12 protein-coding genes, 1 tRNA gene and 1 other RNA gene are annotated in these 14,062 nt (G+C 42.0%); 6 read left to right on the plus strand and 8 right to left on the minus strand.

Translation table 11 applies throughout. The annotated features are described in order from the left end of the window. Positions 1-95: 95 nt before the first annotated feature. The 3 genes from pyk to BFM96_RS08700 form a co-directional block, all read right to left on the minus strand. Entirely contained in the window at positions 96-1,601 is a 1,506-nt protein-coding gene (gene pyk / locus BFM96_RS08690; RefSeq protein ID WP_068993063.1) for a pyruvate kinase, read from the minus strand. A gap of 50 nt (positions 1,602-1,651) precedes the next feature. Then, entirely contained in the window at positions 1,652-2,662 is a 1,011-nt protein-coding gene (pfkA, locus tag BFM96_RS08695) for a 6-phosphofructokinase (RefSeq protein WP_068993066.1), read from the minus strand. 84 nt (positions 2,663-2,746) lie between these two features. Further along, positions 2,747-5,848 (minus strand): DNA polymerase III subunit alpha, encoded by a 3,102-nt coding sequence (locus BFM96_RS08700; RefSeq protein ID WP_068993069.1) that lies wholly within the window; start codon positions 5,846-5,848, stop codon positions 2,747-2,749. Between the two features lie 159 nt (positions 5,849-6,007). Between BFM96_RS08700 and BFM96_RS08705 the strand changes: the two genes are divergently transcribed. From BFM96_RS08705 to BFM96_RS08715, 3 genes are read left to right on the plus strand one after another with little or no spacing between them, the layout of a single operon-like run. After that, complete coding sequence (locus BFM96_RS08705) at positions 6,008-6,373, plus strand: GntR family transcriptional regulator (RefSeq protein WP_068993071.1); 366 nt, start codon at positions 6,008-6,010, stop codon at positions 6,371-6,373. A 1-nt stretch (position 6,374) separates the two neighbouring features. Continuing rightward, positions 6,375-7,070: an ABC transporter ATP-binding protein gene (locus BFM96_RS08710; RefSeq protein WP_068993073.1), complete on the plus strand. Its 696-nt coding sequence runs from the start codon at positions 6,375-6,377 to the stop codon at positions 7,068-7,070. A gap of 23 nt (positions 7,071-7,093) precedes the next feature. Then, positions 7,094-7,906 (plus strand): ABC-2 transporter permease, encoded by an 813-nt coding sequence (locus BFM96_RS08715; RefSeq protein WP_068993075.1) that lies wholly within the window; start codon positions 7,094-7,096, stop codon positions 7,904-7,906. A gap of 211 nt (positions 7,907-8,117) precedes the next feature. Here BFM96_RS08715 and BFM96_RS08720 read toward each other — a convergent pair. Next, a tRNA-Ser gene (locus BFM96_RS08720) sits at positions 8,118-8,205 on the minus strand. Between the two features lie 154 nt (positions 8,206-8,359). Here BFM96_RS08720 and BFM96_RS11245 point away from each other — a divergent pair. Beyond that, entirely contained in the window at positions 8,360-9,220 is an 861-nt protein-coding gene (locus BFM96_RS11245; protein ID WP_068993078.1) for a hypothetical protein, read from the plus strand. A gap of 229 nt (positions 9,221-9,449) precedes the next feature. Here the strand turns inward: BFM96_RS11245 and ssrA are convergent. Beyond that, positions 9,450-9,798: a transfer-messenger RNA gene (gene ssrA / locus BFM96_RS08730) on the minus strand. A gap of 490 nt (positions 9,799-10,288) precedes the next feature. Between ssrA and lctO the strand changes: the two genes are divergently transcribed. Together lctO and BFM96_RS08740 are read left to right on the plus strand one after the other, a co-directional pair. Then, positions 10,289-11,425 carry an L-lactate oxidase gene (lctO, locus tag BFM96_RS08735; protein ID WP_068993080.1) on the plus strand — a complete coding sequence of 379 codons (1,137 nt, stop codon included), beginning with the start codon at positions 10,289-10,291 and terminating at the stop codon, positions 11,423-11,425. 154 nt (positions 11,426-11,579) lie between these two features. Continuing rightward, positions 11,580-11,819 carry a hypothetical protein gene (locus BFM96_RS08740; protein ID WP_068993082.1) on the plus strand — a complete coding sequence of 80 codons (240 nt, stop codon included), beginning with the start codon at positions 11,580-11,582 and terminating at the stop codon, positions 11,817-11,819. 45 nt (positions 11,820-11,864) lie between these two features. Here BFM96_RS08740 and BFM96_RS08745 read toward each other — a convergent pair whose 3' ends face one another. The 3 genes from BFM96_RS08745 to BFM96_RS08755 all read right to left on the minus strand — a co-directional run bounded on the left by BFM96_RS08745 (position 11,865) and on the right by BFM96_RS08755 (position 14,058). Next, positions 11,865-12,587: an MmcQ/YjbR family DNA-binding protein gene (locus BFM96_RS08745; protein ID WP_068993085.1), complete on the minus strand. Its 723-nt coding sequence runs from the start codon at positions 12,585-12,587 to the stop codon at positions 11,865-11,867. Positions 12,588-12,664: 77 nt separating this feature from the next. Continuing rightward, positions 12,665-13,294, minus strand: a complete 630-nt coding sequence (locus BFM96_RS08750; protein ID WP_373283968.1) for an ABC transporter permease — start codon at positions 13,292-13,294, stop codon at positions 12,665-12,667. Beyond that, a complete protein-coding gene (locus tag BFM96_RS08755) occupies positions 13,291-14,058 on the minus strand; it encodes an ABC transporter ATP-binding protein (RefSeq protein WP_068993089.1) in 768 nt (255 codons plus the stop codon). The genes BFM96_RS08750 and BFM96_RS08755 overlap by 4 nt, the downstream gene beginning before the upstream one ends. Positions 14,059-14,062: the final 4 nt, after the last annotated feature.

The following is a 14,062-nucleotide window of genomic DNA, read 5'->3' on the forward strand; positions in this document are numbered from 1 at the left end:
AGACCCAGTCCTGCTCAAGGCAGAACTGGGTCCTTTCAATATTTCTCTAACTTTTGAAGGAAGCATTCAAGCCCCCTGCTAAATGTTACGTTCTATTAACGAACCGTGCGGATACGCATTGTATTTGTGCGGCTTGCTTCTCCAAGAGGAACACCTGCAACAATAACAATGTTATCTCCTGATTCAACCAAACCTTCGTCTACTGCAATGCGTTCTGCAAGGTCAAACATATCGTCTGTTGTAGATGGCTTTTCAGTAACCACTGGAATGACACCCCAGTTCAAAGTCAATGAACGTTGGGTTAATTCATCAAAGGTAACAGCCAAGATATCTGCATCTGGACGGTATTTAGAAATCAAGCGAGCTGTGTGACCAGTTTTGGTAATCGTTACAACTAATTTAATATCCATTGAGTTCGTCGCATCTTTGACAGCTGATGCCATTACTTCTGTCTTAGAATTGCGTTCGAATTCAGCTGTTGACAAACGACCGTATTCATTCAACAATGTTTGGGCATTTTTATCAATGGTTGCCATTGTTGTCACAGACTCAAGTGGGTATTTACCATTTGCAGACTCTCCTGAAAGCATGGTTGCATCCGTTCCGTCAATAACAGCGTTAAAGACATCTGATACTTCTGAACGAGTTGCACGTGGTTTTTCAGTCATGGTTTCAAGCATGTTTGTAGCAGTGATGACCACTTTACCAGCTGCATTGACTTTCTTGATAATCATTTTTTGGTACACTGGAACCATTTCAAATGGCACTTCAATTCCCATATCTCCACGGGCAATCATGATGCCATCTGCAGCTTCGATGATTTCATCCAAGTTGTCAATCCCTTGTTGGTTTTCAATTTTTGCAAACAATTGAACATGACCGTTGCCAGTTTCTTCACAAATCGCACGAACTTCGTTAACATCTTTTGCTGTACGAACGAATGAAATCGCGATGAAGTTGATTCCTTGTTCCAAACCAAAGCGAATATCCGCATTATCCCGATCAGCAAGTGCTGGGAAAGGAATTTTTGTATTTGGGATGTTCACCCCTTTTTGTTTTGCGATGACACCGTCGTTTTCAACCGTTACTTCAAATTCGCGTTTTTCATCATCTTTTGCAAAGACACGAAGACCAAGTTTTCCATCGTCGATAAGAATTTGTTGACCAACTGCTACATCATCAAAGACATCAAGTCCACCAGCTACATTCAAAGCAATCACTTCACGGGTAGATTGAATGCCTTGAGCAGTGGCAACACGGATATTTTCACCAGTTTTGTAGCTGTACTCTTTTGCATCGCCTTCAAACAATTCTGTCCGAATTTCTGGACCTTTTGTATCCAAAAGGAAACCAACTCGTTTACCAGCAATTTCTTCTGCGCGTTTTACAGTTGCCATACGAGCACCTTGCTCTTCGTGGTCACCGTGAGAGAAGTTGAAACGGAAAGTATTTGCTCCAGCTTCAATCAATTTTGCAATATTTTGTGCAGATGATTCGACATCTAGTTTTTCACCCCAGTAACCATCATCTCCAAATTTTTTGCCACCACGGATTTCTACCGCAGGTCCTAAGGTTGCAACGATTTTTACGCGTTTATTCATGTTTTAAAACTCCTTTTTTGCTTGTGCTTGTTTTTTGGTCTCTGCTACTATTAGCTTGAAATGCTACGGTTAAGGTCAGCCAATTCGAGATCTGCTTTATGAGGATTGTTGACGATGATTTTTCCATCTTCTGTCAAGCTAAAGAGTGCTCCTTCTTCAGCTGTACCAAGGATTGGATTTTCTACCATTTGCTCATTACGAATTCCAACGGCAAGACCACCGCGTCCTTCTTTCAAAAGAGTAACCGCGTGCGCTCCCATACGAGATGCAAGAACGCGGTCGCGTGCAGTTGGTGAACCACCACGTTGGATATGTCCAAGGTCTGTAACACGAAGATCGCTCTCATCTCCAGCTTCTTTGAGCAATTTTGCAAATTCAACAGCCTGCATAATTCCTTCGGCAAGAACGATGATATTGTGTTTTTTACCAAGTTCGTAGCCACGACGAATGCTCTCTACAATTTCTTCAATCTTAAAGCCTTCTTCAGGAATGATGATTTCATCAGCTCCCGTAGCAATCCCTGCCCAGAGTGCGATATCTCCCGCATTACGTCCCATAACTTCGATAACAAAGGTACGACGGTGACTTGCAGATGTATCACGAATCTTGTCAATCGCATCAACAGCAGTTGTCACAGCGGTATCAAAACCGATAGTGAAATCTGTCCCAACGATATCATTGTCGATTGTTCCCGGAACACCGACAGCTGGGAAGCCGTGCTCTGTCAAGCGCATCGCCCCGTGGTAAGATCCATCACCACCGATAACAACAACACCTTCAATCCCATGTTTTTTCAATTGCTCAATTCCTTTAAGCTGACCTTCTAATTGGGCAAACTCAGGATAACGAGCTGAATGAAGGAAGGTTCCTCCGCGAGAGATAACATCTCCCACTGAAGAAGCATCTAGGGGATGGATTTCACCAGCAACCATACCAGCATAGCCATCATAAATCCCAAAAACTTCCATTCCTTCGGAAATTGCTTTACGAACAACTGCACGAATAGCAGCATTCATCCCAGGGGCGTCACCACCACTAGTCAAAACAGCAATACGTTTCATTTCGTTTATGCTCCTTTTTTCTTTTTAACATTCTTTGTTATTATAACACAATCAAACCTAAAATTCTTGCTTTTTTTGTAAATTTTAGCGATAAATCGTTTTCATTGTCATTTTTTCTAACATTTGTTGTAATTCCGCTGATTTTTGGACCTTAAAGTGGAGGGCAAAAACTGTTTTCTTCTCATTTTCATACCGAATTACAACAGGAATCGTTCCTGTATATTGGTGGAGGATATTGGAAATTGCAACATCATGCTCGTGCCCCGCCACCTGAATCCAAAAACGTTCATTGGTCGCTTCTTCTGCTTCATTCAAGAGCATTTGAAGTCTTCCTTCTCTTTCCTGCATTCTTCCGGTCAGATAGTAAAATCCCTTTTCATGAAGGAGGGACTGATAATGGCGGAAGGCTTCAGCAAAGACGGTTACTTCGAGCTTATTCTTGCTATCGGATACTTGCATAAAGGCCATATTTTCCCCTGCCTTGGTCCGAATAACCTTGATGGACTGAACTTCCACTAAAATCGTCTCACGGGTATTTGCCACCAAGTCGACAATAGCTTTATAAGGATGGATGGCATTTTTTGCCAATTCAGCTAAAGGATGTTCGCTTAAACCTACCCCAATGATAAACTGCTCAAATTCAAACTTTTCAGCTGGGGTATAATCTTCCACCTGAATCCAGCTGTAGGTCGTATCGGCAAACAAAGAGCCCAGTTCATCTACAAAGACAAAAAGATTGGATAGATTTTCAACAATTTTTCGGCGATTCTTTTCAAAACTATCAAACAGACCAAGCTGGATAATCGGCGTCAACAAGGTCGGCTTATGATATTGGCGGGGCAATCTCAACATAAAGTCTTCCACGCTGGTAAATGGACGATGCTCAATCATCCAATAGGCAAAGTCTCTCGGCAAGCCCTTGATATTCTTCAAACCTAGATAAATCTTTTTATCTTGAAATTTATCCTTATAAGGAATGGTATTGATGGTCAGGGGAGCTACTTCAAAGCCGAAATTCAAGGCATCTGTCAAATACTCGCTACTCGAATAATTGAGCATAATATCAAAAAAGACATCTGGAAAATGAGTTTTAAAATAGGCCAGCTGAAAAGCAAGAGCTGAATAGGCATAGGCATGACTACGATTAAAACCGTAGCCTGCAAATTTCTCCATGATGGCAAAGACCTGACGAGCTTTTTCTTCAGAATGCCCCAGAGCTATCGCTCCTGTCACAAAATCTTCCTCCATTTTGTGCATTTCCTTGGCGTCTTTTTTCCCCATGGCTCGCCGTAAAATATCAGCCTTCCCCAGTGTGAAGCCTCCAAAACGCTGGGCAACCTGCATGACCTGCTCTTGGTAAAGCATAATGCCATAGGTCGGTGCTAAAATATCTGTCAAACTAGGGTCTAAAATTTCTACTCGCTCTTGACCGTGCTTTCTGCGGACAAAATTATCAATGTAATCACTCGCACCAGGCCTATTCAAGCTGGTAGTGGCTACTACTTCCTCAAAACAGACTGGTTGCACGCGCCGCAAGAGATGGATTGCACCAGCTTGTTCAAACTGAAAAATTCCCTTGGTCTCTCCACGGGCAAACAAGGCTAGGGTCGCTTCATCTTCTAAGTCAATGTCTTCAATCGCGATATCTTGTCCATACTTTTCCAAGACAGCCTCTTTCATCCGTTGGACAAAGGTCAGATTGCGCAAGCCCAAGAAATCCATTTTTAAAAGACCATTGCTTTCCACACCATGGGCGTCATACTGGGTGATATACATATCTTCCCCATACTTGAGGGGAATGTAGTCTGTCAAATCATCATCGCTCATCACCACTCCAGCAGCATGGACGGAGGTTTGGCGAGGATTGCCTTCTATTTTCTTCGCAATGGCAAAAGCCTTTTGATAGTCAGGATTGCTATTGATGATCTGACGAAAAGACAGGTTGCGCTCATAAGCAGAAGTCAAGGTGTCTTTAAAACTAATTTTTCTCGTGATATTGGTTAATTCATACTCTGGAACCCCAAAACGTTTGAAAACATCACGAATGGCCTGTTTAGCACCAAAGGTCGAATAGGTAACAATCTGCGCTGCATGCATCGTTCCATAGCGGTCTCTGACATAGCGGATAAACTCTGGTCGGTAAACATCTGGAATATCAATATCAATATCTGGCATGGTGTAGCGTTCTACATTTAAGAAACGCTCAAAGAGAAGATTGTTTTGAACAGGATCAATCCCAGTAATTTCCAGTGCATAGGCCACAAGGCTTCCTACTGCAGACCCGCGTCCCATGCCCATATAATAGGACTGACTGCGACCGAAACGCAACAAATCCCAGACAATTAAAAAATAGTCATCAAATCCCATCTGGTGAATAACAGCAAGCTCCTCTTCCAAACGCTGTTGATAAGCTGAACTCAGCAAGCCCTTTTTAAGCAAGCCAGCCTCTGCTTTCTCCCGCAATTCTTCAACAGCTGGACGCTCTACATTGAAACAAGGTAATTTTAGGTCTTGATTGATGGTATAGGAAACGCCTGAGACTAATTCTTCTAAGTTGTGTAAACTTTCGGGAAACGTTTTTTCAAAAAGACTGGCCAAATCTTGCGGAGTAAGGAGATATTCATCTGGCACGGGCAATTCTGCCTCGCGTAAACTAACATTGTCACGGATGGCGCGGAGCATTTGCAAGGTCTCCAAGTCGCCCGAATCAAAAAAACGAACGGTTGAAAGAGGCAGCGTCTTATGGCGAAATGATTGCTGTGGCGTTTTGGGCGTGACCCCGATGTAAAAGTCCACCCCTAAATCCAACTCATCCACCCCTGCACTGGCTGGGACAATGACCGCCACATCCTCCAATAAATGACGAATGTCCGACCAAGAATCTTTCCCAGTCATCTTTAAAGTAGAAATCTTCATTAAATGCTGGTAACCAAGCGTCGAAAGTGCTAGTAAACGAACATCCAGAAGCGTTTCTTCCCATAAAAAGCTCACCTCCAAGCCAATCAAGGGCTGAATGCCATGAGAGCTTGTCACTTCCAGAAAATGATAGGCACCATAAAGATTGTCCTTGTCCATTATCCCAAGATAGCGATACCCCATCTCTTTGGCTTTTTTAACATATTTTTGGATGGGTACCAGACTATCCATAAAAGAATAAACCGTCTTTGTATCCAGCTGCACAACCATTTTCCTCTCCTTTGCTTGCTTTTCTTCTATTATACTAAAAATATCTCTGACTTGCTTAGGAAAAAAATCTCCACTTTTTGCCGTTAAATCCTTGACAGATCGAATGTGTTATTGTATTATATAGTTAGTACAATAGAACAAAACAGAAAGGAGTTCACCATGGCATGGACATTTGACAATAACTTTCCCATTTATTTGCAAATTATGAATCGGATTAAGTTGCAAATCATCTCTAAACAGCTAAAAAGCGGAGAGAAATTACCCCCTGTTCGTGAATTAGCAGCCGAAGCTGGGGTCAATCCCAACACCATCCAGCGGGCCTTGTCCGACTTAGAAAAAGAAGGCTTTGTCTATTCACAACGAACCTCTGGTCGTTTTGTCACAGATAATCACGACTTAATCTTGCAATCCCGCCAAAAATTATCCCAAGAAGAGTTGAAAAATTTCGTATCAACTATGGAAAAATTTGGCTATGAAGCAGCTGAACTACCTAGTGTAGTGGAGCAATATTTGAAAGGAGTTTAGAATGGTTACCCTTCTATTTGAAAATGTATCAAAACACTACGGCAACACTCAAGCACTTGAGCATGTCTCATTTGAAATCGAATCTGGAAAAATTGTGGGTCTTTTAGGTCCCAACGGTTCTGGAAAAACAACGATTATTAAGCTCATCAACGGCCTCTTACAGCCAAGCGAAGGCAGCATTCTCATCAACGGGATGGAGCCTTCCACCAAGACAAAATCCTTGGTCTCTTACTTACCAGATACGACTTATCTCAACGAAAACATGCGTGTCGAGGATGCCTTAACCTTCTTCAAGGATTTCTACGAGGATTTCGATTTAGAACGTGCCCTTCACTTATTAGACGATTTGGAAATTGATAAAACTGTCAAATTTAAAAAACTTTCCAAAGGAAACAAAGAAAAAGTTCAACTGATTTTAGTCATGAGTCGCCATGCTCAACTTTACGTCCTTGATGAGCCCATCGGAGGGGTCGATCCAGCAGCACGTGATTATATCCTTCGCACCATTATCAGTAATTATTCTCCAACATCCTCTGTGCTGATTTCAACGCACTTGATTTCAGATATTGAACCGGTATTGGATGATATTATCTTTATTGAAAATGGGAAAATCGTTCGTCAAGGCAATGTGGATGACATTCGCTACGAGTCTGGTGAGTCAATCGACCAGCTCTTCCGTAATGAATTCAAGGCCTAATAGGTTAGAAAAGGAGATTAGCTATGTTTTTGAAATTAGTGAAATATGAATTTAAAACCGTTAACAAATGGTACTTAGGATTATATGGTAGCATCATCACGCTATCGCTCATCATCGGCTTATGGATTCGCGGCGGCTTAGAAAAAAATGACTTTTGGACCGCTATGTTTAACGAGACTTCAGAACTCTATGGCACTCACACCTATCCGTATGAGTCTGGAAGCACTTCTGTCTTACCAGAAGTGTTTGGAATGATTGTTACGATTGCCTTTTTCTCCCTGTTTGTTGCACTAGGAATTTCCACTCTCTTTCTAATTATTCGTCGTTTTAAAAATAGCGTCTATGACCGAGAAGGCTACTTAACCTTGACACTTCCTGTCACCAAGCATGAGATTATCCTCTCTAAACTGACTGCTGCGTTCATTTGGACCATTCTCAGTGTGTTAACTCTCCTAATCAGCGTAGCTCTGATTGGCTTTATTATCAGCTTTGATCATGTCAACTGGGAACAGCTCTTCCATATCCGTGCCCTTGATTGGATTTCCATCGTACAAGGATTTTTATTCTTCGTGTTATCTACTACATCCAGTATCCTCCTCATTTACTTGGCCATTTCGATCGGTCAGCTCTTCAATGATAATCGAGTAATCTTTGGCTTTATGGCCTATGTGGGAATCTCAATAGTAATGACTACCCTCTCTCTACTCATTTCTGCTAACTTTAACATTGGTGAGTCACTCTTTGTCAGCTACTCCATCGCACAAGACCTTATCCTGTCCATTCTCTACTACTTTGGAACCTACTATATCTTAAAAAACAAGGTAAATCTGCAATAAAAATAGACATTCTGGAGAGGCTGACAATGTTCCACTGGACTTCTAGCTCTATTTTCAGGAACTCCTAAATCGAAACACACACGAGCTTTAAGTCATTTAGCATGAAACCTTACCAACCATCAGCCTAGCTGGTGGTTTTCTCTATGCTAAAAACTGATTTGAAGGCATATGAAAAGACTTGGATAACTACCAAGCCTTTTTAGCTATACTACGGAAGACATGGGATTCGAACCCACGCACGCTGTTACACGCCTACCGCGTTTCCAACACGGCCTCTTAAGCCTCTTGAGTAATCTTCCATCTCAGACATTATTCATTATACCATAGATTGATCAACTTGCCAAGCAGGGAAGTTAACTTTTGAGAAAATTAGATTTCAGAAAACAATTTCAAGAGAATTTACCATAAAAATATGATAAACTAATAAAAAACCTATTTTACTGGAGATTTCTCATGAAAAAAGAACCAATGTCTCTGCTAAAAAAGATTGGCTGGCTACTACTCATCCTCATCTTTTTTCCCTTTGTCGTTCTACTAAGCCCTGTCGGTGTCTGGTACTTTTCAAAGAAAAAGCCGGACACTCTCAAGCGAAATATCTCCATCGGACTCTCAGTCCTTGCTTTAGCTGGTGCCTTTTCTGTTGTTACAAATCCTGAAACCTATCTACGCTCCCCTCAGAGGGAGCAGAGCAAACACCTTATCTCTTCCACTTCATCTTCATCAACGAAAGAAGATGAGCACAAAAAGGCGCAAGAAAAGAAAAAAGAGTTAGAGGATGCTAAAAAAGCGGAGGAAGTAAAAAAGAAAGCTGAAGAGACTAAAAAAGCAGAGGAAGCAAAAAAGAAAGTTGAAGAGGCTAAAAAAGCTGCTGAGGAGAAAAAACGTGTCGAAGAAGCCGCCAAAAAAGCCGAGGAGGAGCGTCTCACGGCTGAGGGAGAAACAGCCGTCCAAAATCTCGAAGCCAACCAAGTGACAGACAATATAGAAGCCACACAAGGAGCGATTAACAAACTAGCCGATTCACCTAAAAAAGCGGAATTACAACAGCGACTGCAAGCTGTCCAAACAGCTATTGCCCAACGTGAAGAGGAAGCTCGACGAGAACAGGAGGCACAAGCCGCAGCAGAACGAGCAGCACAGCTTTCAGCCCAACAAGAACAGCGGATTGTCTATGTTGCACGAAATGGAAATTCCGATGCATACTGGTATAGCCTAAGCAATATGCCTTCAAATACACGCTTTGACAGGGTTGTTCAAATGTCTGAAGCACAAGCAATCTCGCTTGGCAAACACCCTGCAAAGGGACATGGGTGACACTGTGGCTGTGAGTAATATCCTGTCAACCACCCATCCACTGCTAGAGCATGGATGCAATCATTATCCAATCAGGTTGAGCACTATTGTCTCAACCTTTTTTCATCCAGTTGTCAATCATTCTGGTAATCACTTTTATCGAAAACTATCGAAATGCATCGAAAAGGAGAAAACAAAAAACGCTGAAATATCAACGTTTTCGGAAGTTATCGAAGGCTATCGAAAGTAAAAATGGAGCCGGTGGGAGTCGAACCCACGTCCAAACACCTGCCAACATATTCCTCTACAACCATAGGTTATGTCTTGATTTAACTTGGGTACGGCACAAAACTCAAGCCCCATCCAAGCGATTCAGTCAATCTCTTTTAGAACTTACTGACACAATTCTAACGTAGCTTGCTTATTTTAAGACCAGACAGCAGACACAAGCAATCCGCTACTAGTCACGCAGGCAGGTTATTAAGCTGCTAATGCGTAAGAATTTGTATTTTTTGCAGTTATATTTAACTGGCGTTTTACATCCGCTAGATGAGTTGCAAAATATGCCTCATAATGCCTGTCGAATCCGTAACGACCCCATGAGAGATTTCATTATACCACATTTTTTTAAAATAGTAAAATGACAACTGTTTTCCTGAAGATATTCCATTAACATTTTACACTAGGATGCCTCATCAATCCTACACAAAAAAATTCAAGACAAGAAATTCTAAGTAGGAAACTGATGGATGCCTGCCATGCCTTGTTATCGGCAAGAAATAGATCCTACTGTTTCCGTTTTCATGCTACAGTTGAATATGTGCGACTTATTTTTAAATCACCACTCAAGATTTACTACTATCCTCCTCTTTCCCTATCAGATACGGGAGCTAACATAGAAAAAAACATCTGTTTTCTCCATTACCATTCATTTTCTATCTATGATTTTTCACCTTGTGTAATTTTCATCCCTCGAAACAAATTATTTGACTTGATTTTCTGCAAATGATACACTATTTATTGTAAGCGCTAACAGAAATAGATTTTAAGATTAGAAAGTACATCTAGCTAGATTTAGAGGAAAACCGTATGGATTTCAAAACAAGTAATGCTGAAGGCCCTGTAGAATTCGTCAATGTCTTTGACCTAGAAAAAATGGCTCAAAAAGTCGTACCAAAAGGTGCTTTTGGATACATTGCAAGTGGTGCTGGAGATACCTTTACCTTACATGAAAACATTCGTTCCTTTAACCATAAATTGATTGTGCCTCACAGCTTAAAAGGTGTGGAGGATCCTTCTACTGAGGTTGTGTATGATGGAGATACCTTGACTTCTCCTATCATCATGGCACCCGTCGCTGCTCACAAATTGGCCAATGAGCAAGGTGAGCTAGCTAGTGCCAAAGGTGTCAGTGAGTTTGGAACGATTTTCACTACCAGTTCCTATGCGACAACCGATATTCCTGAAATTACTCAAAGCCTTAATGGAACACCACAATGGTTCCAATTTTACTACAGCAAAGATGATGGGATTAACCGCCATATCATGGATCGTGTGAAAGAACAAGGTGTCAAAGCCATCGTCCTAACTGCTGACGCAACAGTCGGAGGAAACCGTGAAGTCGATAAACGAAACGGCTTTGTCTTCCCAGTCGGCATGCCAATTGTGCAAGAATATCTCCCAGACGGTGCTGGTAAAACCATGGACTTTGTCTATCGTTCTGCAAAACAAGCTCTTTCCGCAAAAGACGTCGAATACATTGCTCAATACTCTGGACTGCCTGTTTATGTCAAAGGACCCCAATGCGCAGAAGATGTCTTTCGTGCATTGAATGCTGGAGCTTCTGGTATCTGGGTAACCAACCACGGTGGACGTCAATTAGACGGCGGTCCTGCTGCGTTTGACTCCCTTCAAGAAGTAGCTGAAGCCGTTGACAGACGTGTTCCAATCGTCTTTGACTCTGGTGTTCGTCGTGGACAACATGTCTTTAAAGCCCTAGCTTCCGGTGCAGACCTTGTTGCACTTGGTCGTCCAGTCATTTATGGACTTGCTCTAGGTGGAAGCGTCGGCACTCGTCAAGTATTTGAAAAAATCAACGAAGAACTGAAAATGGTTATGCAGCTAGCAGGTACGCAGACTATTGAAGATGTGAAGCACTTCAAACTTCGTCACAATCCGTACGACCCTGCGATGCCATTCAATCCAGATGCCTTAAAATTAGATTAAAAAGAGTGACCAATCTCTTAGAAGCTAAAGAAGCTTTGAAGAGATTCTGTCACTTTATCCAAAGTCCGATCAAGTCTGACTAGGGGATGTCTGTCAATGATGTCATGAACACGAATTGGTACGATCTTTTATCTCAGGAAATAGGGTGTAGGTCATGGAAGAAATAAGAAAAGCGCAAAGAAGTTATTTCTTTTGGGTGATTATCATGATACTTTATGTCATTGTGGGGCTTGGGCTGTTTTGCCTGTATCCTGCCGATATAGTCTCTATGATGATTTTGCTTTATTTTATCATTCCTGCTTGGCCATTATTGCTCTATTTTTTGATTGGGCTGTGCATCTATATGGCTTTGCAGACTGCTAGCGAGCGATTTGATAAGGTGCATAGATTGTAGATGCTACAGTTAAGATTATTTAAAAACGTTGAGAAATCAGCGTTTTTATTTGAAAAAATAAGGATCCGTAATGTTTACTTTGCTTATTTGCTGCCGTGAGGCAACCAAATTTCGACTTTCCAAGACTAAAGTAAAGAGTTCCTCGTCTGACAAACTATCATCAAGAATAATAGAAATCCAACTTTTCTTGGACATATGATAAGCTGGATAGACACCTTTTCTCAATAAAATTGTTGTCATTGTTTCAGGAGATACCTTAACATTAATAACATCTACAATCTGCCCTATTTTTTTCTCAGATGAGTCCAACTTCTCTCGCTTCAAAGGATAACCAACCAAATACCACTTATCCGCCACACGATAAGATATGTACTGCTGTTGCTTCTTAAATGGGTGATCATAAATATCAGAGGTTTCTTTCGTTAAATATTGAACCAGTCTATTACCCTGTTGGGAGACAAAAGGTTGTGCTTCGAAACAAATTTCTGCAATCTTTTCTAAAACTTTCTGATAGGCATCTCGAACCTGACCAACAAAGGAGCCTACTGAACGTTCTATGCGTAGGTTTAGGTACTCTTCCTTCATATCCAAGTCAATCACCTGTCCAGATACTTTACCAGATTGTGAAATCGTTACTTCAGCTTCAAAAGTGCCGTCTAACAACATTTCACGATAGACATATACTTTTCCATCAAAGTGGAATCCAAACGGTTCCAGCTTATACACCAAAACTCGCTTCATGTTAAAAATATCAGCTTCCAATGACATAAATCTTACTCCCCACAATCATCAATAAAAATAATAGAATCACCAAGTGATAATTTCCTACTATTTAGACCGCTATCCTATACAGACACCTCTTCAGGCGATACCACTTCTTCCACAAAGTCAATGACGAGCGACAAGAGTACGCTTAGAACAACTGTCAAACCAATGCCCCACGCTAGTTTCACAAGGGAAGCCGTCCTCAGACCGTCAAACAGGAGCGTCCCTAGCCCGCCAGCATTTATGGTAGCAGCGATTGTAGCCATCGCAATAATAGAAGTTGTAGCTAGTTTGATACCTGCAAAAATAGCTGGTAGAGCTAGTGGTAACTGTACCATTCGTAAGATTTGGCTATCCGTCATACCCATGCCTCGTCCCGCTTCTACCAGAGAAACGTCTATTTCGGTGAGACCTGATAGGAAGCTGCGGACTAAAATATATTGAGCATAGAGGCTTAACACTATAATGGCGGTGGTCTGCCCCAGACCTGTGAGTGGAATTAGCAAGGCAAATAGGGCAAAGGAAGGTACTGCATAAAGAAGGGATAAGAAATAAACTGAAGGTTGTCGTAAGCGAGGCCATCGCAACAGTACCAACGTCACCCCTATTCCTAGAGAGAGAGAAATAGCCAGAGCTGACAGGCTCAGGTGTAAATGTTCCAAGATCAGCTGTATGATTTGGTCTTGATGTTTGAGTGCATAGTCCATCAAGTCATCCCTCCCAAAAGCTTCTCTTGCCTATTGACCGTTGCCAATAGAGATTTGACAAAATCTGTTTTCGGCGAACTCACAATTTCTTCAGGACGATCGAACTGAACCAGCCTGCCCTTATCCATGACCATCACACGATCCCCCAGATAGAGGGCTTCATGAATATCATGAGTAATGAGCACAAAAGTCTTATCTCCCAAGGAACGATGAAGGTTTTTGAGCTGTTCTTGCAAATGATGGCGGGTAATAGCATCTACCGCTCCAAAAGGCTCGTCAAAAAGAACCATTTTAGGATTGGCAGCGAGAGCTCTAGCCACGCCAATCCGTTGCTGCTGCCCTCCCGATAGCTCTTTGGGGTAACGATGGGCGAAATCCACCCCAGGTAGCTGAACCATGGTGAGCAGTTCTTCTACCCTCTGATTAATTCTGGCATTGTCCCAACCCAAAAGCTTAGGGACGGTAGCAATATTGTCCCTCACCGTCAAATGAGGAAATAGCCCGATTTGCTGAACAACATAGCCGATTTGACGTCGGAGGGCAACTGGATCCTTTTCAGCTAAAGGCTGCCCCTCCAGCATGATCTTCCCACTATCTGGCTCTAAGAGGCGATTCATAAGTTTTAGGGTAGTCGTCTTTCCTGACCCTGATGTCCCTAAGATAGTGATAAATTCACCCTTAAAGAGGCTGAAGGACAAATCTGACAAGATGGTCAGGTCACCATAGCTCTTGCCAACGCCCTCAAAAGTCAATAATTCTTGTGTCATGCGA

Origin of the sequence: Streptococcus himalayensis, assembly GCF_001708305.1 — a bacterium.
GTDB lineage: Bacteria > Bacillota > Bacilli > Lactobacillales > Streptococcaceae > Streptococcus > Streptococcus himalayensis.

Excerpts from the sequence above, each read along its gene's own strand:
- pyk (WP_068993063.1), bottom strand. The coding sequence starts at position 1,601 with ATGAATAAACGCGTAAAAATCGTTGCAACCTTAGGACCTGCGGTAGAA.
- BFM96_RS08700 (WP_068993069.1), bottom strand. The coding sequence starts at position 5,848 with ATGGTTGTGCAGCTGGATACAAAGACGGTTTATTCTTTTATGGATAGT.
- lctO (WP_068993080.1), top strand. The coding sequence starts at position 10,289 with ATGGATTTCAAAACAAGTAATGCTGAAGGCCCTGTAGAATTCGTCAAT.
- BFM96_RS08705 (WP_068993071.1), top strand. The coding sequence starts at position 6,008 with ATGGCATGGACATTTGACAATAACTTTCCCATTTATTTGCAAATTATG.
- BFM96_RS08740 (WP_068993082.1), top strand. The coding sequence starts at position 11,580 with ATGGAAGAAATAAGAAAAGCGCAAAGAAGTTATTTCTTTTGGGTGATT.
- BFM96_RS08755 (WP_068993089.1), bottom strand. The coding sequence starts at position 14,058 with ATGACACAAGAATTATTGACTTTTGAGGGCGTTGGCAAGAGCTATGGT.
- BFM96_RS08710 (WP_068993073.1), top strand. The coding sequence starts at position 6,375 with ATGGTTACCCTTCTATTTGAAAATGTATCAAAACACTACGGCAACACT.
- BFM96_RS11245 (WP_068993078.1), top strand. The coding sequence starts at position 8,360 with ATGAAAAAAGAACCAATGTCTCTGCTAAAAAAGATTGGCTGGCTACTA.
- pfkA (WP_068993066.1), bottom strand. The coding sequence starts at position 2,662 with ATGAAACGTATTGCTGTTTTGACTAGTGGTGGTGACGCCCCTGGGATG.
- BFM96_RS08745 (WP_068993085.1), bottom strand. The coding sequence starts at position 12,587 with ATGTCATTGGAAGCTGATATTTTTAACATGAAGCGAGTTTTGGTGTAT.
- BFM96_RS08715 (WP_068993075.1), top strand. The coding sequence starts at position 7,094 with ATGTTTTTGAAATTAGTGAAATATGAATTTAAAACCGTTAACAAATGG.